Origin of the sequence: Acinetobacter sichuanensis, from assembly GCF_003024515.2 — a bacterium.
Classification (GTDB): domain Bacteria; phylum Pseudomonadota; class Gammaproteobacteria; order Pseudomonadales; family Moraxellaceae; genus Acinetobacter; species Acinetobacter sichuanensis.
Genome location: NZ_PYIX02000012.1, coordinates 54,293 through 78,751 on the forward strand (window position 1 = coordinate 54,293; position 24,459 = coordinate 78,751).

The window sequence follows — 24,459 nt, forward strand, 5'->3', positions numbered from 1 at the left end:
AATTTGGGATGGTTATGGCTGAAGATAAGCAGCAAGATATTCAAAATAATGATCAACAGCCTCAGCAAAAAACTGGGCATGAACCTCCAAAGCGGCATATATTACGTAATATTCTGCTGTCTATCGGTTTGGTCATTGTTTTACTGATAGCTGCTTTAGTGGTGATGTTTTCGACAGATAAAGGCAGTAAGTTTTTATTAGATCGTGTCGCAGCAAGTCAAAAAATTATCCATTATGATTATGAAGGTGGAAATTTATTACAAGGCATTATTTTAAAAAATATTCTTGTGACACTCGCAGCAGTTGATGTAAAAATTGATCGTGCTGATATCTCTTTAGGCTGGCGTGCAATTTTAGATAAAGAAATTCATCTGGGGCATGCAGATGTTCGTAATCTTAGAGTCATTAGTAAATCTCCGCCAAGTGATGAACCTTTTAAGTTTAATGAAATAAAACTGCCTTTTGTATTACGTTTAGACAAAGCAGATGTAGACCATTTACAAATACAGACTGCAACGAGCAAAATTGATTTTAATGATGTTCATTTAGAAGAAGCTTTGTGGTCTGGTACTGCGCTTAAGTTTAAAAATTCCCGTGTTGATATGGGATATTTGCTGGTAAAAAATGCAGAAGGTGCGATGGATTTTCAAGGGAAATATCCATTAAAAGCCAAAGCAGTGGTAAGTTTACCAGCCTTAAAAAGCTTAAATGTGCAAGATGTTTATATTCATGCTAGAGGCAGTTTAGATACCATTCAAGCAGGGGTTGCTACCCATACACCAGACTTGTTGACAGGTTGGGCGGTATTACACCCTATGCGCCCACATGTACCTATGCAAGGTGCATTAAATTTAAAAAATTACCATTTGCCTATTTTACCTGAACAAAAACTTTTAGCTAAACAGGGCATTGCAAAATTTAAAGGTGATATTCAAGGTTTAGATTTAGAGTTAGATACAAATCTAAGCGGTGCAAATATTCCACAAGGTCAATATAGTGCTTTGGCACATACTGATTTAATGACGCAATTAAATATTCAAAACTTTAATGGTCAGGTGATGGGTGGTGCAGTAAATGTCGCAGGTTTAGTGAGTTGGAAAGACCATGTTCAATGGGATGTTAAAGGACGTTTAGATCGTATTAATCCTAAAGATAAGTTGATACCACAAGCGATTCAAGACTTTTTACCTCCAAGTTTAGATGCCAATATTGCTTCTAAAGGCGCATTACAAAAAGGAATGCATTTAACTGCAAATGTAGATTTTGATAAATATGAAGCATGGAATCTGAAGCTTGATCAAGCTGAGCAGAAAAAGAAAACACCTGAACCAATGCTGATGGACGTGCAGTGGAAAAATATTGATCGTGCAGTGCCTTATATTGGTTGGCTGAGCAGTGAAAGTGGGCAAGTTAAACTGGCACTGGTTGAAGGGCAACAAAACGTTCATGTGGCAACTGTAGTACGCCAACATGAAAAAGGATCGCTCCCTGCGGGTCAATATAATGCACAATTAGATTTAAAAGGTCATAATTTACATGTGCCTACATTTAGCTATATTGCTGCTAAAGGTCGTTTAACAGGACAAGCCATTGTAGAGTTACCAAGTGAAAAGCGCCAGTTAAAATGGAATGCTTCTTTAAATGCGACAGATTTTAATCCACAAGCTGTGCTTGCGACTGCACCTGTAAACTTGTTGAATGGTCAAATTAAAGCCAATGGTTATGCAAAACCAAATCAACAGATTATTCATTTAACAGGGATTGATTTGACAGGCAGAATGGCAGGTCAAGCCAAAGCCGAAACGATTCAACTCAAAGGGACAAGTACCGCTGCGATCATTTTAAAGGATGAAAAAGCAGGTGGTGGCTTTAAAGGTTTTGCAGTCAATTACGATGGAACTTTGAATGCTTCACAATTTAAACAAGGCAGTGGTTTACTCAAAGTTCGTGTTTCAGGCACACCTGAACTGATCAAAATTGCTGACTTACAACATGATGGTATTGCTGGAAAAATTTCTGCAAATGGTTTGCTTCATATCAGTAACGGTATCGGTTGGGATGTAAACGCTTCTTTAGTGCGCTTTAAACCACAATATTTTGTTTCTGCTGTACGTGGTGAAGTTTCAGGTAATGTGAAGACACAAGGCACTTGGTCTGATCGTTTGAAACGCATTAATATTCAAAATTTGAATTTGGCAGGTATTATTAATAATAAACCTTTACGCGGCAAAGGAAACTTAGCTGTAGTCTTAAATTCAAATGAAAAAGGCTTTATGCCACAACAGTTTGAAGCAAATAACCTATTTTTATCTTATGCACAGAACCAAGTTCAAGCGACAGGAAATGCACAAAATTTACGTTTAAAAGTGAATGCTCCTGCACTTTATGAGCTGTATCCTGGGTTACGAGGTACAGCTTATGGCTATTTAAACTTACAAGCGCAACCACGTTTAAGTGCAACAGCAAACTTAAAAATTGATAATTTTGGTTTTAATAATAGCCTAAGTGTTGAAAAAATTAGTTTAATTGGTGAATTGCCAACATCTGAAAGTACACCATCTAAAATGGTGGCACGTATGGACAATTTACGTAGTGGTAACCGTCAAATTCAATATGCAGGAGTCACCTTAACAGGTACACGCAAAGCACATTTATTGCAGTTACAAGGCTGGAACTATTATTCAAAATTTTATGTGCAGTTAGCAGGTGGCTTTAATGCACAAAATGATTGGTTAGGACAAATTCAAAAAGGTGAATTTGACTCTGTGCGCGCACATCTTTTACAAGATCAAGCTGCACCTGTTATTTTTACTGCTGCAAAGTCTGAGGTCTATGTTGGACAGCATTGTTGGTCAAGTAAGCAAAGCAAACTATGTTTTGATCAGCCTGTACGTGTAAGCCCAACAAAAGGTAATGTGTCATTTCTTACACAAAATTTAAATTTAACTGATTTTGCTGCTTTTATGCCAGAAGGTTTAGCATTAACAGGTGAATTAAATGGTTATGCTAAAGCGGCTTGGGCACAAGGAGCACGACCAAAAATTGATGCTAAATTAATTACACGCAAAGGTAATATTGGAATTTCAGCAGAAAACCCAGATGATCCTGCAACATCCATGAACTATGATGAAGCAAGTGTCATTGTAAAAAGTGTTGCTCAAGGTGTATTAGCACGAGTAGATTTAAAAGCGCCTAATGTCGGTACGGGTTATGCAAGTGTAGTGATTGACCCATATTCAGAAGCGAAGGCAATGAAAGGTGAGGTTGCGTTTAATAAAGTGCAGCTAAAAATTCTTAAACCATTTATTGCAGATGTACGCAAAATTGATGGTACTTTGTCTTTGGCTGGAAATATTGGCGGTACATTATCACAACCTACTTTTGATGGTGCATTACGTGTAGTCAATGGTGAGCTCAGCATGATTTCACTACCAATTAACCTTAAAAACATACAGCTTTATTCAAATATTCAACAAAACCAAGCCAGTATTGATGGCGCCTTTAATAGTGGTCGTGGTGTAGGGAAACTAACAGGAAATATTGATTGGAAAAATGAACCACGTATTCAGTTGGTGCTTAAAGGTGACAAATTATTAGTACGTCAAGCGCCATTAATTACTGCTGTAGTGGATACTGATATTAGCTTAGATGCTTTGCCATTAAGTAAACGTGTGACGGTCAAAGGTAAAGTTGATGTTCCAAATGCTTTAATTTCAATGCCAGAGTCAAGTGCCACAGTTGTCAACGTTTCTTCTGATGTACGTATCGTACATGAAGGCGATAACCAACTGGCAATTTTGAAGGCTGCAAAACCTTGGGATATTCGTGCCGATATTGATGTAAGTTTGGGTAATAAAGTGATTTTCCAAGGCTTTAATAGTCGTATTCCATTGGTTGGGCGAGTGTATTTATCACAACGTGGTCTAGAAACAGCAATGCGTGCTAATGGTGCGATTGGTGTGAGTCAAAAAGTAACGATAGAAGCTTATGGGCAAAGACTGGATTTAAATCGAGCGATTGCACGTTTTAATGGTGCTTTGGCAAACCCAACATTAGACGTAGATACCAATAAGATCATCTCAGGAAGTACAGTGGGTTTACGTGTTACAGGCACGGCAAGCAGCCCAAATATCCAAGTTTATAATGATGCAGGATTGTCTGAACAAGAGGCAATGAATGCTCTAATTACAGGACGTATTAATGAAGGAAATAGTAGTTTGAGTAATGAGGCGGGCTTTAAGTCTGATATCAACAATACCATTGCAGCAGCAGGTATTAGTTTAGGCTTAGGCGGTACTCGCGCATTTACCAATCAAATTGGTCAAACTTTTGGTTTAAGTGGTTTAGCTTTAGATGCTCAAGGCACAGGTGATGATACACAAGTGAGTTTAACGGGTTATATTACGCCAGACTTATATATTCGTTATGGTGTCGGGGTATTTACACCTGTCAATAAACTGACATTACGTTATCAAATGAATAAACGTTTGTATTTAGAAGCAAGTCAATCTTTAGAAAAAGCAATCGATTTGTTCTATCATTGGCGTTTCTAAAAAATAATATGTGGGTAAAAAAGGCTTTATACAGCGCGTTATAAAGCCTTTTTTTTAGAAAAATATTGTTATACGAGGTGAAGCATACCTAGATTTTACTTTGCTAAAAACAGGCGAATTTAAAAAAATATTGACTCAATGCAATGAAAATAACAAGAAAAACTCCAAATTGAAGTGAATTTCAGTATGATAAGGCGCGATAGGAGATATTTATGAAAAAGTCAGTTATCTTTGCTGTACTCGGTACAGTATTGGTCTTATCAGGTTGTGCAGAAAAGAAACCTGCAACTCCAGAAGAAATTTGGCAAGGCTATTGCACAAGTATTGGTAATGCTGCCCGTTCGATTACATTAGATCGTCAAAATGGGATTACGAAGAAAGAAGCAGTTGAGTATGCAAATAAAGTTACAGATCCAACAACTAAAGGTTTTGTACTTGAGTATTTGGAAAAAATTTATGCTGTGCCTGATGCTGAATTAAAAGCAGATAAAGATGCAATACAAACAAAGTTTAAAGAACAAGCGTATGAACAATGTTTAAAAACACCGCATGACCCGAAAAAAATGCCTGATTATAAACCGTTCTAAAAGAACGGTTTTTTTATGTAGCCAAAACTTGAACTGATCGCTACTATTTTTAATAATATTCTAACTATCTTTATATTATTTAACATAAATTTTTAAAAATTTAGAAAATTAAGGCAATGATGCAATTTACTCAAATTAAGCAATGTTTTCATGTACTCAGTTTTTCATTATTACTGGGATTTTCTGTGTCCAGTTATGCAGATTCAAAAGCTGTTTCAAAATCTACGCAACAACTGATCAAGAAAGCGGATCAAGGTGATCTTGCAGCGATTCATAAACTGATCTCAATCTATGGCAAAGGTGAAATAGTTGCCAAAGATGAAAATAAAGCACTGTACTATGCCAAACAAGGGGCAGTTTTAGGTGATACACAGTCAAAATATATGACGGGTATGATCTTATTACATCGTACAGATGTCTCGAAACAAGACATTGCAGAAGCAACAAAACTTTTAACTGAAGTTGCCGAATCAGGACATGTACAGACCCAAGCGACCTTAGGAAGTTACTATTTAACAGGGGAGCGTTTACCTAAAAATATTGAACTGGGCATCAAGTGGACAGAGGCTGCTGCCAAACAAAATCATGGTCTTGCACTAAATAATCTGGGTTGGATGTATTACAAAGGTACAGGAGTACAGCAAGACAATCAGAAAGCAGTAGAATACTTAGAAAAAGGCGTAAAACAAAATAATGCTTTGGCTTATGCTAACTTGGCAACGCTGTATAGCCGTGGTGATGGTGTAAAACAAAATGATAAAAAAGCAGTCGAGTTATTGGAAAAAGCGGCTGAACTTGGCGAGGCAACAGCAAAAGTAAATTTGGCTTTGGCGTATTACAACGGTATCGGCACGAAAAAAGATCAGGATAAAGCGTATCGTTTGATACAAGAAGCTGCTGAAGCAGGTGTACCGCAAGCCATTGCAATGTTGCAAGAGGCACAAACAGATTCAAAAGGTTGTCGTGAAGTTAAAAGTAGAGTCGATGGCAAGGTGTATACTGCGATTGAATGTCCACTATTCTAAATCAGTATTTCAAGATCACACAGCATCATCACTGAATTGGCTTATATTACAAATGTGAACAGAGCTTGTCATAAGTTGTTATAAAATATGATTAGCATAAAAAGTGAAAAGCATATATAAAATATAGAAATAGAAAATTAAAAATAGCCATAGCCAAGGAGTAAGAAAATGGAAGTTATTGCGTATCTACACAATGCAGACTTGCTCTTAGAGGATGCACAAGGTGTTGCTGTGATTGGTGGAAGTCATTATGTACTGAGTTTAGGTGATCAAGTTTTTTTTCATGAAATGATTGATGAACAGGCTAAAATTTATCAAGTTAAAATTTCATTTGCTTGTACTGAACATGTGATGTTGCATGAAGATGAAGTGCAAATAAAGTTCGAAGGTGGTCATGATGCTTATCAGCAGTATATAAAGCGTACAACAGTCCACTAAGGTTGAATATTTTTGTATAAAAAAATCAGGCAACTTATTTGTTGCCTTTTTTATGGTTAAAATCAAAGAGAAATTTATAGAACATAATATCTTGATATTTTTCTTTATTTAATTCTCATAATAGGAGAATTTCTTTGCTATTTAAGTTTTTTTGTTGAATAGTGAGCGAAGCTATACGACGTAAAATGAAAAGCGTTAGCTAAAAAGTTGCTGTTAAATGATCAAAGTTGATGAGTATTTATTTACAAAATAATGGTCATCACGAATAAACACGATCTTTGCATTAACTTTTAACGCGATTTTTAGTAAAATTTGACAGTCCATATTGCTTGTGTAGCTTTTATAAGCAGGAATTCACAGGTAAATTTTTAAAAAGAGGAATAACACCGTGCTAGAAGCTTACCGCCAACACGTTGCAGAACGTGCCGCACTCGGAGTCCCACCGAAGCCACTTGACGATGCTCAAACTGCTGAACTAGTTGAATTATTAAAAAATCCACCAGCTGGCGAAGAAGCATTCTTAGTTGATTTGCTTGAAAACCGTGTTCCAGCGGGTGTTGACCAAGCTGCATACGTTAAAGCTGCATTTTTGACGGCTGTGGCTAAAGGTGAAGCAACTTCTCCATTAGTTTCTAAAGAACGTGCGGTTTACTTACTAGGTACTATGCTTGGTGGTTATAACGTTGCGCCTTTAGTTGAATTACTTGATGATGCTGCGCTTTCTGGTCTAGCTGCTGATGCATTGAAGAAAACGCTTCTTGTATTTGATGCTTTCCATGACGTTGCAGAAAAAGCAAAAGCGGGTAATGCAAATGCACAAGCTGTTATGCAGTCTTGGGCTGATGCTGAATGGTTCACATCTCGTAAAGATGTTCCAGAAGAAATTAAACTTACAGTTTTCAAAGTAACTGGCGAAACAAATACAGACGACTTGTCACCTGCACAAGACGCTTGGAGCCGTCCAGATATTCCATTACATGCAAATGCAATGTTGAAAAACGTACGTGATGGCATCAACCCAGAAGTTCCTGGTGAAGTTGGTCCATTAAACCAAATCAAAGACCTCATCGCGAAAGGCAACCAAGTTGCTTACGTGGGTGACGTTGTTGGTACTGGTTCATCTCGTAAATCTGCAACTAACTCTGTTCTTTGGTTCTTTGGTGACGACATCGCTCACATTCCGAACAAAAAAGACGGTGGTTACTGCTTAGGTTCTAAAATTGCTCCGATTTTCTTCAATACAATGGAAGATGCTGGTGCGCTTCCAGTTGAAATCGATGTTCAAAACATGAACATGGGTGACGAAATCGTTCTTAAAATTGACCATGCTGCTGCGAAAGTAACAGCGTTCAAAGACGGCGAGCAAATTGCTGAATCTGAACTTAAAACTCCAGTGCTTCTAGACGAAGTTCGTGCTGGTGGTCGTATTAACTTGATCGTCGGTCGTGGTTTGACAACTAAAGCGCGTGAAGCTTTAGGTCTTCCTGCTTCTACTTTATTCCGTGCACCAGTTCAACCTGCTGCTACAGGTAAAGGTTTCACTCAAGCTCAAAAAATGGTTGGTCGCGCTTGTGGTCTTCCTGAAGGTCAAGGTGTACTTCCAGGTACTTACTGTGAACCTAAGATGACGACTGTTGGTTCGCAAGATACAACTGGTCCAATGACTCGTGACGAATTGAAAGACTTAGCTTGCTTAGGTTTCTCTGCTGACCTCGTTATGCAATCTTTCTGTCACACAGCTGCGTATCCAAAACCAGTTGACGTTCAAATGCAACACTCGCTTCCTGATTTCATCATGAACCGTGGTGGTGTATCACTACGTCCAGGTGACGGTATTATCCACTCTTGGTTAAACCGTATGCTTCTTCCAGATACAGTAGGTACTGGTGGTGACTCACATACTCGTTTCCCAATCGGTATTTCATTCCCTGCAGGTTCTGGTCTTGTAGCGTTCGCTGCTGCGACTGGTGTTATGCCGCTTGATATGCCTGAATCTGTACTTGTTAAGTTCAAAGGTAAAATGCAACCTGGTATCACTCTACGTGACCTTGTTCATGCAATTCCTTACGTTGCGATCCAGCAAGGTGACTTGACTGTAGAGAAGAAAGGTAAGAAAAACATCTTCTCTGGTCGTATCCTTGAGATCGACTTAACAGAAATGGAAACTGACCTGACTGTTGAGCAAGCATTCGAACTTTCTGATGCTTCTGCTGAACGTTCTGCTGCGGGTTGTTCTATCACGCTTTCTGAAGAGAAAGTTGCTGAATACCTGAAATCAAACATCACTATGCTTAAGTGGATGATTTCTGAAGGTTATGGCGATGCACGTACTATGGCTCGTCGTGTTGAAAACATGGAAAAATGGTTGGCTAACCCATCACTTCTTAAAGCTGATGCTGATGCTGAATATACCAAAGTATATGAAATCGACCTTGCAACTATCACTGAACCAGTTCTTTGCTGTCCAAACGATCCAGATGATGCGAAATTGTTATCTGACGTTCAAGGCGTGAAAATTGACGAAGTATTCGTTGGTTCTTGTATGACAAACATCGGTCATTTCCGTGCGGCTGGTAAATTGTTAGAGAAAGTACCTGGTGGTTCTTTATCTACTCGTCTTTGGTTAGCTCCTCCAACTCGTATGGACGAACGCCAATTGATGGAAGAAGGTTTCTATAACACTTATGGTAAAGCTGGCGCGCGTACTGAAATGCCAGGTTGTTCATTGTGTATGGGTAACCAAGCACGTGTAGCACCGAACACAACTTGTGTATCGACTTCTACTCGTAACTTCCCGAACCGTTTAGGTCAAGGTGCAAACGTTTACTTAGCGTCTGCTGAACTTGCTTCTGTTGCTGCTGTATTAGGTAAATTACCTTCTCCAGAAGAATACCAACAATATGCAGCTCAAATTGACAGCATGTCTGCTGACATCTATCAATACTTAAGCTTCGACAAGATGGAATCTTATACAGATGCATCTAAAGAAGTAGATACGAAGAAAATTGCTGCTGCTCAATTATCTTAATTTGTTGAAAATTAAAGTTAAATGAGTTAAAAATAAGGGCTGAGAAATCAGCCCTTATTTTTTGACCATATATTATTTTTATTAAATATGAATTTTAATGACATTAAAGTTATCTTGAGTATAAGTTTTTACGCTTACATTCTTCCCATAATATTAGTTGTTTTTTTGATAGGAGTTATCTATTTCAGTTCAATAATTCCGTCAATAGGTATGAGTGATGAAAATCAAATAATTGTAAATTATGGATATTTAGGTAGTTTTTTAAGTGGCACATTGGGTATATTTTTAACGGCAGGATCATTAGTTTTTTTGGCTAAAACATTAAGTTTTGAAAGGAAAAGATCATACCAAGATAATTTTGAAACAAAATTTTTTTCATTAGTTAATAATTTTTTAAATATCAAGTCTGGCATTAGTAGGCAGGATGTTGATGAGGTTATTAAAGAAATTAGATCATCTGATTTAGAAAATGCAAAGAAGATAGTTAGAAATTATAATTATGTATATGGTGATTTATTAAGAAACTTGTATTTGATTTTGAAATTTGTTAGTAATCATGAATCAGATGACTTATTAGATAAAAAATTTTATACAAATTTACTGAGATCTTATTTACCTAATGAATTGATTCAAATTTTGGCTATACATTGTTATATTTTAGAAGATGAAAAGAATCAAAAATATGAAAAATATAAAGAATATTTGGAGATATTTGGTTTTTTAGAACATATATCTATTGTAAATAATAGAAGGGAGATTGTAGTACCAATTTTATATGTATTTCATTATTATGATTCAAATGCATTTTCTCAAAATATTTGGATGGGTTCAAATAGTATTATAAAAGAAATATATAAAAAAGATACTAAAAATGAGTGTATACCATATTTGAATTTTTTTCTTGGTAAGAAAATTCTTTCCCGAGATGATAAGAGTGAGTTTTGTGTTGAATATGATGAAAAAAATAATTGTTATGAGTTTAAATTTTATTCAAAAATTTATGATGATTATGCAAGTTTTTGTATACAAGCTCAGTTAAATTCAATGAATAGATTGATATTTGATGATCATATTAGTGCTTCTATTGAGCTGAAATGTAATAAAAAATTAAATTATTTATATATGAGAATAACTTATTCTAAAGATTTTCTTTCTATTGGGGGTGATTATTCTCAAATAGAATTAAATATATATATGAGAGAAGGTGACTTATTAATGGATACATCAAACCCTACTTATATTAAAGATTTGTAGGAATAGGCTAAGTGAAAATCGATGTAATAAATTTTAAATCGTATTTTAGATGAGTTGGTTCATAAAATGCCCAAACAATCCCGATTTCTCTGTATAGGTGGTTTCCTCAACGGAATACAAGTTAAAGACCAAGGTGACAACTTCGTTTGCGTCGAAAATGGCAAACAAGTTACGTACTTTAAAAAGGAAATCTTTAACCAAGACGCATGGGATCATGATTATTATGTTTGTGAAACTACGACAGATCAACAAGCACGAAATTGGGTCTATGACATAGACTGAAACTTATTTTTAAAAAGACAAATATTTCAAAGCCCCATTTTTACTTTTTAGGGGCTTTTTCTTCAGATATATCACACAAAAATATGAATATTTTCACAAAAGCATTAAAAATTATTCGATCATCAACAAATCTGCACTATTGGCGAGTTTCAAAGGTCTTAATGCAAAAATAGAACGAGTATGGCGAATCCCTTTCATCGAATATAAATTTTTCCGTAAAAAACGTTCATAATGTTCGGCATTTTTTACAGCAACTTTCACCAAATAATCATAATCACCTGTGACCAAATGTGCTTCTACAACTTCAGGCATATTTGCAAGGGTGTGGCTAAACTCATCTAAAATTTCATCATCATGCCGTTCAAGCGTGATTTCAATAAAGAATAATTCATTAATTCCCAAAGCTTTCGGGTTAATATTTGCTGTATAACCATCAATAATATTGGCATTTTCTAAACGTTTTAAACGTGTCCAGCAGGGAGAAGTTGAAAGATTTACCTTTTCAGCCAGCTCAGTCACACTCAAACGACCATCTTTGCGGAGTTCAGCTAAAATTTTTCTGTCTATGCGGTCAAGTTGATAATGGGTATCAGTCATTGTAAGCCTAGCGAAAATTGGGTGAATAAAAGCTTATCGCATTTTTAGAAGAATAAAATGAAAAATACGATATTTCAGCGTTTAATTGCTATAAAAGTAAACGTCTTATTTGGGCTTGAATTAATGATCATAAAAAGATTTAGACAATAAAAAGCCCCATTTTTCAGGGGCTAGTCGTATATAAAATCTAAGTTATATACTGTATGAGGCTCATCTCAAACTAAGTGTATTAAAACATAGAATGACAGAATATAAAAGTTTAAAAACAAATGTATTTGTTGTTAAATTGAACAAAAACATCTGAATAATTTGAACCAATTCAAAGAAGTGCTATGAAACAAGCTATACAAAAAATTAATTTATTCCTAGAATAAAATTACCTCTAAATGTTTATTTATAGACTATGTCAAAACCTAAGCAACCGACACAAAAACAATTATTGGCTGTCATTCAAACTCAAACAGCAATTGCAAAATTAGGACTAGATCTTAATGCTGTCATGACACTTGTGGCTGAACAAGCACAGTTAATTACACATGCGAAAGGTGCAGTTGTTGAATTGGCTGAAGATGGTGAGATGGTTTATCGTGCAGTGTCAGGTGGTGCAGCGCATCTTTTAGGCTTACGTTTGGGGCAAAAAAACAGTTTGTCGGGTTTATGTGTTGAGCAAAATAAAATTTTATATTGTGAGGACAGTGAAGTCGATGCACGTGTTGATCAGATGGCATGTCGTAAAGTTGGACTACGTTCAATGGCAGTTGTACCCTTGATTCATTGTGGTGATGCTATTGGTGTTTTAAAAATTTATTCGGAAAAAATAGCAGCCTTTAAAGAAGGCGATTTGCAATTATTAACTTTAATGTCTGAGTTGATTGCTGCTGCAATGTATCACGCGACTAAGTTTGGTGCACAAGCATTGTATAAACTTGCAACACAAGATCAATTAACTGGACTTGCCAATCGAGCTTTATTTTTAGATTGTTTACGTCAAGGGCTACTCACTGCCAAACAAAATAATAAAAAATTAGGGATTTTAATGATTGATATGGATGGTCTAAAGGGGATTAATGACTTACATGGACATCGTTTGGGAGATGTTGCTTTAAAAGAAATTGCGCAACGTATTAAGCAGTCTTTACGTCATGATGATTTAGTGGCACGTTTAGGTGGAGATGAGTTTGCTGTGATTTTAGCCTCTGTTGAAAATCAGGAATTGGCAAGACAAGCAATGAATCGTATTTCTGAAACGTGTGGTTTACCTTTTGTATTTGAAAATCTTGATCTTAAAATTGGTGCAAGCCTTGGTTTGGCAATTTATCCTAAAGATGCTGAAGGTATTGATCAACTGATTGAATGTGCTGATCTGAATATGTATCACGATAAACGCAGTAGAAAACAGATTCAACAATAAAACAGATTCAACAAAACTAAATCTGTTTGATACTGATGAAGCGTTTAATGAGCAACTTTATTTTTGAGCATGTCCATAAAGGTTTTTAAGATCATATTTTGATTTTTTCCTTTACGTGTAATCAGGCAAATTGGGGTACTGTAATGTATTTTATTTTGTAAAATAGGTTGCATGACACGGTCTTCAACCCATTTTTTTGCATAATGGTCAGGTAAAAAGCCTAAAAATTTTCCTGTTAAAATCAAAAAGGCAATGCCTTCACGATCACTTGCTGTCGCGGAACAATCTAAAAGTTGGTGTAATTTTGCAGCCTCAGGGCTGATGGCATAATTGGGTAAAACCGCTTTCCAATTTTTTAAGTCACTGCTATTAATTTCATGTAAATGATTAAACAGTGGATGATTTTTGCCGCAATATAAAAATGAATTTTCACTATAAAGTTCAAAATAATCTAAGCTAGATAAAGGCGTAACCAATGGAATTGCACCTGCATGTAACCGATTGTCTAAGACACGGCATTCAATATCTGAGAGGGTACACATACTGATATTAATGACGACTTCAGTATTTTCTTCAGCTAATTGCGCTAAAGTGTTGGTAATATATTCGCTTTGCATCGTCACTAAGTTATTAATTAGACCAATATTAAATTCGCCTTTTAATGTATGGTGCATTTGGTTGATTTTGGCACGAAAGTCTTCAATCGAAGCGGTAAGCACTTCAATATATTCTAAAATTTCTCGTCCTTCGTCTGTTAAAGCAAAACCTGCACGTCCACGTTGACATAAACGGACACCTAAGCGATTTTCTAAATCACTCATATGTAAGCTGATTGCTGAACGACTAATACCTAAAATACTTTCAGCAGAAGTAAAGCTATGACAATCGCATACTGTTTTAAATATTTTCAGTAATTTTAGATCAAAATCAGTCACTTGATTTAATTTTTTCGGTTTCATTTACTTTGGTTTTTTTATATCTAAACTCAAGATAATTTGAATTTATCAAAACTATAGCGCTATGTACACTCAAATAATAACCCTAAGAACAAGGAGAGTGAGAATGTTTGATCTTATAGATAATGGTGATGTGGCAGTAGAAAAAAATGAAACCACAACGCCGATGAAATTAAATTATCAAGCGCATTGGATGCCGTTTTCTGCAAACCGTAATTTTCATAAAGATCCACGCATTATTGTGGGAGCAAAAGGTGCTTATTTGACGGATAGTAATGGACGTCAGGTTTATGATTCATTATCAGGTTTATGGACGTGTGGTGCAGGGCATACTTTGCCTGAAATTCAACACGCTGTGAGTAAACAATTAGGAACATTGGACTATTCGCCAGCATTTCAATTTGGGCATCCATTGGCATTTCAACTTGCAGAAAAAATTGTTCAACATATGCCAGAAAAATTACAGCATGTGTTTTTTACTGATTCTGGTTCTGAGTCTGCCGATACCGCAGTGAAGATGGCACGTGCCTATTGGCGTATTAAAGGTAAACCAAGTAAAACTAAACTCATTGGACGAGCACGTGGTTATCATGGTGTCAACGTTGCTGGAACAAGTTTAGGCGGTATTGGTGGGAACCGTAAAATGTTTGGGCAATTGATGGATGTAGACCATTTGCCACATACCTTACAGCCAGATTTAAGTTTTACCAAAGGCTGTGCTGAAACAGGCGGTGTAGAGCTTGCAAATGAAATGCTGAAGCTGATTGAGTTACATGATGCATCTAATATCGCAGCAGTGATTATTGAACCTGTTTCTGGTTCAGCAGGTTGTCTTGTTCCACCAACAGGTTATTTACAACGTCTAAGAGAAATTTGTGATCAGCATGAGATTTTATTGATTTTTGATGAGGTGATCACAGGCTTTGGGCGTATGGGAACATGGACAGCCGCAGAATATTTTGGTGTATGTCCAGATATTTTAAATTTTGCTAAACAAATCACCAATGGCGCAATTCCATTAGGTGGCGTCGTGGCGAGTCGTGAAATTTATCAAGCCTTTATGCAGCAAGATTTACCTGAACATGCTGTTGAATTTACACATGGATATACGTATTCAGCTCATCCTGTTGCGTGTGCAGCGGCTTTAGCGACACTTAATGTTCTTGAAAATCAACAATTGTTAGCTCAATCAGAGGCTTTAGCGCCTACTTTTGAAACTTTATTACATGATTTAAAAGGGGCACCTCACCTTGTTGATATCCGAAATTGTGCATTGATTGGCGCATTACAATTAGCACCACGTGATGGCGATGCAACGATTCGTAGTTTTGAAATAGGCATGAAGCTTTGGAAAGCAGGTTTTTATGTTCGATTTGGCGGTGACACGATCCAATTTGGACCGATGTTTAATAGTACTGAAACTGAATTACAACGTTTAATGAATGCTGTGGGAGATGCGTTATATCAAGTGAGTTAGTCATATGCTGAGTGAATAATATTTTTTAGAAAATAAGAAATGGATAGGAAAAATAATGAAGCGTATTGCAGGTTTTAATCTGGCTAAACCCAATAAAGACAGTGCTCAAATGAGCTTGTTTCTGGTGAAATGGCAGCGAGTCAAATCATTGAATGATGATCAGGTGCTGAGTAGAACTGGAAAAATATGGGTGAGTCCGTTTATGCCAGATACACAATTTTCATTATTTTTTGATTTAGATGTTTGTGGTTTAGATGTATCTGATTTAGAAGATATTACGCCGAACACATGTCATAAAATAGTCATTCAGCAATGGTTTATTACAAATGTAGTGATTCAATTTGCAATGCCTAAGATGAGTTGAGCCTAAAAAGGGAAAATATGATATTTTCCCTTTTTCTTTTTTTAATTGTGTTTGGAGAAATGTCGTTTAAATTTTTAGAATTCATTTTGAAGGAATCAAAGATGAACAATGAAACAACAACAAAATTAGGTGAAGGATTATCCAACCGACATATTACGATGATCAGTATCGGTGGTGTGATTGGTGCAGGTTTATTTGTTGGCTCTTCTGCAGCAATTGCTAAAGCAGGTCCAGCAGCAATACTGGCGTATATGATTACCAGTATTTTAGTTTTTTTTGTAATGCGCATGTTAGGTGAGATGGCGGTCACTCAGCCAGATACAGGTTCATTTTCAACATATGCACGTAAAGCGATTGGTCCTTGGGCAGGGTTTACCATTGGTTGGTTATATTGGTGGTTTTGGGTTTTGGTGATCCCAATTGAAGCCATTGCTGGTGCAGAAATTTTACATGCATGGTTTCCACAAATTCCAAGTGCAATTTATGCTTTTGCTTTTATTATATTGTTGAGTTTGGCAAATTTTTTTAGCACCAAAAGTTTTGGCGAGTTTGAATTTTGGTTTGCTTTAATTAAAGTCATTGCGATTGTGGTGTTTATAGGAATCGGATTAACTGCAATTTTTGGTTTTTGGCCCTTGGCTAAAGATGTCAGTGGAATTGGAAATTTAGTTTCAAATGGCGGTTTCATGCCACATGGCATGGGTGGTGTTTTATCTGCAATTTTAATTTCGGCATTTTCATTTTTTGGTATAGAGATTTTATCTATTGCGGCAGCCGAGTCTAAAAATCCAGAAGAAAAAATTAAACGTGCCACCAATTTAGTGTTATATCGTATTATTTTATTTTTTGTCGTGTCTATTTTTCTTGCGGTTGCTTTGGTTGACTGGCGTTCGCCAGATTTACAAAAATTTGGAACATTCCAATATGTATTAATGAGTCTGAATGTACCTGAAACTAAACTGATTATGGATTCGGTAGTTTTTATTGCTGTTGCAAGCTGTATGAATGCCGCAGTATATACCTCTTCTCGGATGCTCTTTGCTTTAGGAGCACGTAAAGAAGCACCAAACATGGTGATTAAGTTAAATAAAAGTGGTGTGCCTACCATTGCTGTTTTTGCGTCAACTTTCGTTGGTCTAATTTGTTGTGCTGTGAACTATATCTTTCCAGGTCAAGTGTTTGGGTTCTTACTTTCAACCACAGGTTCAATTGCATTATTGGTTTATTTGGTGATTGCATTTTCACAATTAAAGTTAAGAACAAAACTTGAAAAAGAAGGCGCAGTTGTTCCATTTAAAATGTGGTTATTTCCTTGGCTCACTTGGTTTGTCATTGTGGTGATTTTAAGTGTGTTAGGATATATGTTCTTGTCACCTGCTTATAGCTATGAAACAGCTTTGTCTTTAGGGGTAACGTCTGTTGTTGTGATTTGTGGCTTGATTGTGACACGTAAGCGTAAATCTAGCCAATCTGTGGTGATGAACTTAGATTAGACCAGAACATTCAATTTTTTACAGCAGATAGAAATCATATAAAAATGAGTATTTATCTGCTGTATTTATTTTAACATTATGAAAATTAAAACATTATTTATTTTATTTTTGAAAATTTAAAATATTCTGTGGTTCTAAAATATGGTGTCAATCTGGAGAATGAATAAAAAGGTATAAAAATATACTTAAAAAGTTATGGAAAAATACATTTAAAAGTGAACATAATATCGCGAATGGACATAGTTATTCACAATGAAGGGTAAAATGTTGCTGACTTTTAAATCGCTCATTTCATATTGATCCAATTGAAAATACTGCCATTTTAAATTTTATTCAACACATTTTCTTTACATTGTGCATTGCTTAAGGAAACGCAATAACGATAACACGATGTTATCGTTTCACAGGATGAAAATGGATGAGTAATTTAAATATCCATAGGGAAAAAGAACAAAGTAAATCAAGTGTATATGCATGGTATGTCGTTTTACTTTGTATGTTGGCATATATATTTTCATTTATTGATCGGCAAATTTTAGCTTTGATGATTGAGCCAATTAAAGCAGATTTAAATTTAACAGATACTCAATTTAGTTTATTACACGGTTTAGCTTTTTCATTATTTTATGCCTTTATGGGCTTGCCTCTTGCTTATTTAGCAGACCGTTTTTCACGCCCTAAAATTATTGCTGTTGGGATTGTGTTTTGGAGTATTGCCACAGCATTATGCGGTTTAAGTAAAAATTTTATTCAGTTGTTTTTTAGCCGTATGGGTGTTGGTGTTGGTGAAGCAGCATTATCACCTGCAGCATACTCTATGTTTAGTGATATGTTCAGTAAGGATAAACTTGGACGTGCTGTAGCAGTTTATTCTATTGGTTCATTTGTCGGTGGCGGGATTGCCTTTTTAGTTGGCGGTTATGTGATTGGCTTACTTAAAGATATGAGCTTAATCCAAATTCCAATTTTTGGTGCAATTAAAGCATGGCAAATGGCATTTATTTTAGTAGGTTTGCCTGGTGTTTTTATTGGTTTACTCTTTCTTTTAACAGTACGTGATCCACAACGTAAAGGTCAGAAGTTAAATGCAGCAGGTCAAGTTGAAAAAGTGAGCATGAAAGCCACCTTTCAATTTTTAAAAAAGCATCGTACAACATTTAGCTGTCATTATTTTGGTTTCACTTTTTATGCCATGGCATTGTATTGTTTAATTAGTTGGTCACCTGCATTTTTCATGCGCAAGTTTAGTATGACACCAACTGAAGCTGGGTATATGTTAGGTACGGTATTATTGGTTGCAAATACCTTAGGCGTGTTTTGTGCAGGTTGGTTAAATGATTGGTTGATTCAAAAAGGTCGTAAAGATGCCCCAATGATTACAGGTGTTATCGGCATTGTGGGTTTGGTTTTACCTTTAATTGCATTTACGCAAGTATCAGAGCTTTGGTTAGCCGTGACATTATTAGCACCTGCGATGTTCTTTGCATCTTTCCCAATGCCAATTTCCACCACAGCAATGCAAATGTTAGCACCAAATCAGTTACGGGCGCAGATTTCAGCAATTTTTCTCTTGATTAGTAACTTAGTTGCAGTTGGAATAGGCACAACTTTGGTGGCTTTGGTCACAGATAAAGTGTTTGAAAACCCTTTAATGGTTGGAACTTCATTGTCTATTGTTGGTGGGATTTCGTGTGTTTTAGCCTTTATTTTATTGAAAAAAGGCTGTAAAGCATTTAGTACCAGTATGCAGCAAGAACAAGGTCAAGGTATCTCATAATGTTTGCAGGGCTTATATCTTATTTTAAAAGTGGTGATATATAGCCGCTCATATAAATTGATTTGAGAAAAAAGTCTTTGTGATAGATTTTTGTGATTGCCCATTTGTGAATACGTGGGCTTTTGCTATTTTAAAAAAGAACAATAAAGCCAATGGAGGGCAGTAATGAAACAATTATTTAACTTTAATCATTTGCATTATTTAGATGAGTTTTTATTATTTAATTCCAATGATTATCAAACAATAAAAGATCAAATTAGTCATTATTTATGCCCACATCAATTTGATGTAAAAGCGGTGACTGATTTAAATACACGTTTAAATGGTTTTAGTTTTGGTCAGTCTGCTTTGTATGATTTGAAATATAGCGCACCTGTTGCGATTACGCTTGATGAAGATTCACCATATTATTTGTTTCGGATCACTTTAGAAGGTCAATGCAAAGTTGAATATGCACAAAACAAAGTAGTGCAATCTGTTGGGATTATGACAGTCACGCACCCACATACCAAAAGTCGTATTATGACCAATCATCATTGTCGCAATATTATTCTAAAACTCAGTAAGCAAGAAGTAGAAACACAATTATTTAAAATGTTGGGTTATCGTAGTACAGAAGCAGTTATTTTTAATAGCGGAATGTCATGTACTGATGAAGGTTTGAGTGCCATTGTTGAAACATTAAACTATTTATGTCATGCCTATTATAATATTCAAAATTGGAGTTTTATTTCAGAAAGTTTTACCGCATATTTAATTGAACTTATTTTATTAAAAGTGCCCAATAATTATAGTCTAAAGTTAAATGAACGGCGGCAACACGTTTTACCCAATTATATGAAAAAAGCTCAAAAATATATTCAACAACATCTGAGAGCTAATATTACCTTAGCTGAATTAAGCCAGTTTTGTGCTGTTTCAACGCGTACTTTACAAAAAGGATTTAATCAATATTTTCAGCAAACGCCAATCGAATATATTCGTGATTTACGTGTGGAATTGGTGCATCAAGCCTTATTAAATAGTCATGAATATGAAACTGTATCTGATATTTTACTGGAAAATGGCATTCAAAGTTTTGGACATTTTTCGACGATTTATAAAAAGCGTTATGGTTGTTTACCTTCACAAACTTTAAAAATGCGTGTTGCTTAAAGTTAAAATGCTCAACATATTCTCTTCGTAAATGGAATAGTTCTGTCGCATACGGAGATGCCACCTGATTTTATTCGCTCTATGATGGAGGGTATCAATCAGGAGGATGAATAATGAAAATTACAGTATTAGGTGGCGGTCACGGATGCTATGCAGCAGCTTTAGAAATGGCAGAAAAAGGGCATGAGGTTGTTTTATGGCGTCGTGATACAGAGGCTTTAAATGAATTAGCAGCTACAGGTCAGCTTTTTGTCAAAGATTATCAAGGTGAGCGTTCAGTCACAGTGGGTTTTAAAACGTGTCAAATCAACCTGCAAAATAATTTAGAGCAAGCCATTCAAGATGCTGAATTGGTGATTATTCCATTGCCATCAACAACACATTTAAATCTTGCAGCTCAAGCCGCGCCTTATTTTAAAGAAGGACAAGTGGTGTTTTTACCACCGGGTACTTTTGGAAGTTTTGTGTTTGCTCAAGCGATGTATGATGCAGGCAATCATGCCAAAGTTGCTTTTGCTGAAACAGGAACATTGCCCTATTTAGTTCGTAAACATGGCGTTAATCATATCGTTGTGAGTGGTTATGCGACACGTTTACCTACGGGTGTCTTCCCAAGTCAGTTATCTGAGCATGCATTTCATATTTTAAAACAAGCTTATCCGAGTGTAGAGCCTATTGAAGATGGTTTAAGTGGGGCTTTGATGAATGCAGGTCCAATTATTCACCCACCACTGATTATGATGAATGCAGGTCCTTTAGAGCATTTTGAGGCATGGGATATTCATAATGAAGGAACACAGCCTTCTATTCGTCGGGTGACCAGTGCGCTTGATTCTGAGCGTATACGTGTACGAGAAGCTCTAGGTTATGCTGCACCGCATTTCCCACTCGCTGATCATTATAATAAGGATGGTGAGGGTGATGAGTGGATGTATGGACGTGGAGCACATGGAAAATTAACCGATAGCGGTGATTGGCGTGAAGATATTGACTTAGAAAAACATCGTTATATGTTAGAGGATACGCGTTTAGGTTTATCTTTGATTGTGTCTGTTGGACGTTGGGCTGGTGTGGCAACCCCTGTTGCTGAAGGTTTATTGAATATTGCTTCTGCGGTCACAGGTAAGGACTTATATGCTGAAGGGCGTACTTTAGAAAATTTAGGTTTGGTCAATAAATCTAGACAAGACATGCAGATTTTACTGCAACAAGGAATTTAACATGTCTAAACTTCAAAATGTTGCAGTCGTTGGCGCTGGGCGTATGGGAAAAGCGATTGCAATCGCTTTCGGCTACGCTGGCTTACAGGTCAAATTAATTGATGCAAAAGTACGTTCTGAACAGGCGTTTTTACTTTATGAGCAGCACGTTAAGCAAGATCTTGCTCAAGAGTTGACTTTATTACAGGATATTCAATTTATTCAAACTGATCAAATGCAGATGATTCAAAATAATATTGAAATCATGGCAAAATCAACAGCAATTGAATTTTTGAAAAAATGTGATTTGGTGATGGAGGCGGTGCCTGAACAATCACAAGTTAAACAAGATATTTTGAGTTGGCTTGATCAATATATACCAACACAATGCATTGTTGCTTCAACCACATCGACTTTTTTAGTGACTGATATTGCTAAAATGTTGTCACACCCTGAGCGTGTTGTAAACGCACATTGGTTAAATCCTGCTTATCTGATTCCATTGGTTGAACTGAGTCGTTCAGAACAGACTTCAACTGAAACGGTTGAAGCGCTAAGATCTTTTTTAACACAAATAGGCAAAGTTCCTGTGCTATGTAATGCTAAAGCAGGCTATATCGTACCTCGTATTCAAGCCTTAGCGATGAATGAAGCTGCCCGTATGGTTGAGGAAGGTGTAGCATCAGCAGAGGATATTGATATTGCAATTCGTACAGGGTTTGGTTTGCGCTTTTCTGTACTGGGGCTGCTTGAGTTTATTGATTGGGGCGGTGGTGATATTTTGTACTATGCTTCGCAGTATTTGCAAAAAGAACTGGGTGAGCGTTATGCAACACCTGAGGTTATTGTAGAAAATATGCAAAATAACCGAAATGGTTTACGTGAAAAACAAGGTTTTTATAATTATGAAAACATGGATGTCGCTGCATATAAGTTACAAGTATTAAATACATTTGCACAACGCATTGAACAGGCAAATTTAAAACCAAAATTTAATTGTGTTTAAAAAATATCTTGATAAATCAAATCTTAGCTTCATATTTTATCATCATTGAATGCTTTGACTTAAAGTTAAAAAACCGTTGTTTAAACAACGGTTTTTTATTGGAAAATAATTTTAACTTGAAGGCATAAGATCGTAAATTTTTTTCATTTGAGCATTGAGTTGCTTGAGTTCATCGTCATCAAAAGCATTCAAAATACCTGAAAGTGTGATTTGGCTAATGGTATTGATCTGTTCGACCAATGAAAACCCTTTTTCTGTCAGTTTTACCATTGAAATACGTTCATCTTGTTCAGATGAAAATACTTCAACAATTCCATCCTCAACCAGTCGATATACTGCTTTGGTTGCTGTTGTTAATTTGAGTGTAGATAAATTTGCAATTTCGGTAATACTGGCTTGCCCTAAAGCATTTGCGCTCAGAATGATTTTACGGCGAGTATTGTCTATACCTAATTTTTTTATAGATTTTTCAATAAGTTGAGTGTATTTCCCATTCACTTGAGAAATCCAAAAAAATGGATAACTCTTCAAGCTTTCTGGCTCATTGTTGGGAAGAAATTGTTCTAAATTTTTAAGCATGGCCAAGCTATAACTGAGTTAAAAAATAATATATCCAATTATACAAGGATTTGAAAAAAAAACTTTAATTCTAAGTATAAAAAATACTTGACAATTACATTACTTTTTCTATTATTATAGTTATATATAAAAATACATGGAAAAGTGAATGAATATTGTTGCAGAGGATGTGCATTTAGGATCAGGAATGCTCACTGTGATGGTGAAAGATTCTATAGATATTCAAGGATTTAAAACACGTTCAGGCAGCCGTTCGTTAGAAGATAGCGCAGTGGCAGAAAATCATGCGGATGTCGTCGCACGAGTGCTTGCAAATGATTGCAAAATAACCGCAAAAACCAATTTACATGAGTTGGCATTTGGCATCACGGGTATTAATCATACATTTGGTACACCCCTTAACCCTAAATATCCAGCGTTAATTCCAGGTGGCTCATCAAGTGGTTCCGCTGCTGCTGTTGCCGCACAGCTTGCAGATTTTACTTTAGGTACAGATACAGGCGGATCAATTCGTATGCCAGCAGCATGCTGTGGTGTATATGGTTTAAAGCCTACATTTGGTCGTGTGAGTCGCAATGGAGTTCATCCTGAGACGAGTTCTTTGGACTGTGTTGGACCTTTTGCAAACTCAGTCGAAATGATTGAAACCGCCATGCAAATTATAGATCCAAGTTTTTCAGCATTAAATGCTATAGAGCAAACACCCAAACTTGCATGGTTGGATGTAGATGCAGATGTAAGCATCATTTCATGTATAGAAAAATTTTTATCTCAAAGAAATTTAGATATTGGGCATGAACATGTCGCATCTTTTACCGATGCTTTTCATGCAGGTATGCAAATCATTAATTATGAAAATTGGCAGGCTTATGCAGCACTCACCAAAACAGGTTTGATTGGTGCTGATGTACAAGGACGCTTGTTAAAAGCTGCGGAAACGACACAAGAACAAGTTCAACAAGCGGAGCAAATCAAAAAGATTTTTACACAAGAAATTGATGCGTTATTGGAACAATATGATGCTTTGATTTTACCCACTTTACCGCAGTTAGCACCCAAAGTTGTTGATGCTGAAAATACGGTGGCATTTTTAAACTTAACTGCTCTGGTTCGCCCATTTAACGTATCTGGGCATCCTGCAATATCCATTCCACTAGAAACAGAACAGGGCTTTCCTGTTGGATTACAAATCGTAGCTAAACGCAATGCGGATGAGCAGTTGTGTGCAATTGCAAAATTTGTCGTGAAGGCAGCGCAATAAATTACAAGGAGTTAGGT

General features: G+C 36.2%; 19 protein-coding genes. 16 read left to right on the top strand and 3 right to left on the bottom strand.

The window, feature by feature from the left end; all coding sequences use genetic code 11:
* Nucleotides 1-14 precede the first annotated feature (14 nt).
* From C9E89_RS09340 to C9E89_RS09370, 7 genes are all read left to right on the top strand, one after another.
* The gene (locus C9E89_RS09340) at nucleotides 15-4,553 is read left to right on the top strand and encodes a translocation/assembly module TamB domain-containing protein (RefSeq protein ID WP_107007974.1); all 4,539 of its coding nucleotides are present in this window, start codon (nucleotides 15-17) and stop codon (nucleotides 4,551-4,553) included.
* Between the two features lie 212 nt (nucleotides 4,554-4,765).
* Nucleotides 4,766-5,140: a hypothetical protein gene (locus C9E89_RS09345; RefSeq protein ID WP_107007973.1), complete on the top strand. Its 375-nt coding sequence runs from the start codon at nucleotides 4,766-4,768 to the stop codon at nucleotides 5,138-5,140.
* Between the two features lie 185 nt (nucleotides 5,141-5,325).
* Nucleotides 5,326-6,165: a tetratricopeptide repeat protein gene (locus C9E89_RS09350; protein WP_171405114.1), complete on the top strand. Its 840-nt coding sequence runs from the start codon at nucleotides 5,326-5,328 to the stop codon at nucleotides 6,163-6,165.
* A gap of 168 nt (nucleotides 6,166-6,333) precedes the next feature.
* On the top strand, nucleotides 6,334-6,603 hold the full coding sequence (locus C9E89_RS09355) for a hypothetical protein (protein ID WP_107007971.1): 270 nt from the start codon (nucleotides 6,334-6,336) through the stop codon (nucleotides 6,601-6,603).
* Between the two features lie 388 nt (nucleotides 6,604-6,991).
* On the top strand, nucleotides 6,992-9,631 hold the full coding sequence (locus tag C9E89_RS09360; RefSeq protein ID WP_107007970.1) for a bifunctional aconitate hydratase 2/2-methylisocitrate dehydratase: 2,640 nt from the start codon (nucleotides 6,992-6,994) through the stop codon (nucleotides 9,629-9,631).
* A gap of 210 nt (nucleotides 9,632-9,841) precedes the next feature.
* Nucleotides 9,842-10,885, top strand: coding sequence for a putative phage abortive infection protein (locus tag C9E89_RS09365; protein WP_171405115.1), 1,044 nt, complete (start codon nucleotides 9,842-9,844; stop codon nucleotides 10,883-10,885).
* Between the two features lie 66 nt (nucleotides 10,886-10,951).
* Nucleotides 10,952-11,167 (top strand): hypothetical protein, encoded by a 216-nt coding sequence (locus C9E89_RS09370; protein WP_107007968.1) that lies wholly within the window; start codon nucleotides 10,952-10,954, stop codon nucleotides 11,165-11,167.
* Between the two features lie 111 nt (nucleotides 11,168-11,278).
* Here the strand turns inward: C9E89_RS09370 and C9E89_RS09375 are convergent, their stop codons facing one another.
* Entirely contained in the window at nucleotides 11,279-11,764 is a 486-nt protein-coding gene (locus tag C9E89_RS09375) for an Lrp/AsnC family transcriptional regulator (RefSeq protein ID WP_107007967.1), read from the bottom strand.
* A 403-nt stretch (nucleotides 11,765-12,167) separates the two neighbouring features.
* Here C9E89_RS09375 and C9E89_RS09380 point away from each other — a divergent pair, with 403 nt between their 5' ends.
* Nucleotides 12,168-13,175, top strand: coding sequence for a sensor domain-containing diguanylate cyclase (locus C9E89_RS09380; RefSeq protein WP_107007966.1), 1,008 nt, complete (start codon nucleotides 12,168-12,170; stop codon nucleotides 13,173-13,175).
* A 44-nt stretch (nucleotides 13,176-13,219) separates the two neighbouring features.
* Here the strand turns inward: C9E89_RS09380 and C9E89_RS09385 are convergent, their stop codons facing one another.
* Complete coding sequence (locus C9E89_RS09385; RefSeq protein ID WP_107007965.1) at nucleotides 13,220-14,134, bottom strand: LysR family transcriptional regulator; 915 nt, start codon at nucleotides 14,132-14,134, stop codon at nucleotides 13,220-13,222.
* Between the two features lie 103 nt (nucleotides 14,135-14,237).
* On the opposite strand from C9E89_RS09385, the gene C9E89_RS09390 reads away from it, so the two are divergent.
* The 7 genes from C9E89_RS09390 to C9E89_RS09420 all read left to right on the top strand — a co-directional run bounded on the left by C9E89_RS09390 (nucleotide 14,238) and on the right by C9E89_RS09420 (nucleotide 22,602).
* The gene (locus C9E89_RS09390; RefSeq protein WP_107007964.1) at nucleotides 14,238-15,608 is read left to right on the top strand and encodes an aspartate aminotransferase family protein; all 1,371 of its coding nucleotides are present in this window, start codon (nucleotides 14,238-14,240) and stop codon (nucleotides 15,606-15,608) included.
* A gap of 55 nt (nucleotides 15,609-15,663) precedes the next feature.
* Nucleotides 15,664-15,972 carry a hypothetical protein gene (locus tag C9E89_RS09395; protein ID WP_107007963.1) on the top strand — a complete coding sequence of 103 codons (309 nt, stop codon included), beginning with the start codon at nucleotides 15,664-15,666 and terminating at the stop codon, nucleotides 15,970-15,972.
* Nucleotides 15,973-16,073: 101 nt separating this feature from the next.
* Nucleotides 16,074-17,465: an amino acid permease gene (locus C9E89_RS09400; RefSeq protein WP_107007962.1), complete on the top strand. Its 1,392-nt coding sequence runs from the start codon at nucleotides 16,074-16,076 to the stop codon at nucleotides 17,463-17,465.
* A 418-nt stretch (nucleotides 17,466-17,883) separates the two neighbouring features.
* Nucleotides 17,884-19,242: a spinster family MFS transporter gene (locus C9E89_RS09405; RefSeq protein ID WP_107007961.1), complete on the top strand. Its 1,359-nt coding sequence runs from the start codon at nucleotides 17,884-17,886 to the stop codon at nucleotides 19,240-19,242.
* Nucleotides 19,243-19,407: 165 nt separating this feature from the next.
* The gene (locus C9E89_RS09410; protein ID WP_107007960.1) at nucleotides 19,408-20,397 is read left to right on the top strand and encodes an AraC family transcriptional regulator; all 990 of its coding nucleotides are present in this window, start codon (nucleotides 19,408-19,410) and stop codon (nucleotides 20,395-20,397) included.
* A 113-nt stretch (nucleotides 20,398-20,510) separates the two neighbouring features.
* On the top strand, nucleotides 20,511-21,617 hold the full coding sequence (locus C9E89_RS09415) for an NAD/NADP-dependent octopine/nopaline dehydrogenase family protein (protein ID WP_107007959.1): 1,107 nt from the start codon (nucleotides 20,511-20,513) through the stop codon (nucleotides 21,615-21,617).
* A gap of 1 nt (nucleotide 21,618) precedes the next feature.
* The gene (locus C9E89_RS09420) at nucleotides 21,619-22,602 is read left to right on the top strand and encodes a 3-hydroxybutyryl-CoA dehydrogenase (RefSeq protein ID WP_107007958.1); all 984 of its coding nucleotides are present in this window, start codon (nucleotides 21,619-21,621) and stop codon (nucleotides 22,600-22,602) included.
* Nucleotides 22,603-22,713: 111 nt separating this feature from the next.
* Here C9E89_RS09420 and C9E89_RS09425 read toward each other — a convergent pair whose 3' ends face one another.
* Nucleotides 22,714-23,181 (bottom strand): MarR family winged helix-turn-helix transcriptional regulator, encoded by a 468-nt coding sequence (locus C9E89_RS09425; protein WP_107007957.1) that lies wholly within the window; start codon nucleotides 23,179-23,181, stop codon nucleotides 22,714-22,716.
* A 148-nt stretch (nucleotides 23,182-23,329) separates the two neighbouring features.
* Between C9E89_RS09425 and C9E89_RS09430 the strand changes: the two genes are divergently transcribed.
* Nucleotides 23,330-24,442 carry an amidase gene (locus tag C9E89_RS09430; RefSeq protein ID WP_107007956.1) on the top strand — a complete coding sequence of 371 codons (1,113 nt, stop codon included), beginning with the start codon at nucleotides 23,330-23,332 and terminating at the stop codon, nucleotides 24,440-24,442.
* Nucleotides 24,443-24,459 lie beyond the last annotated feature (17 nt).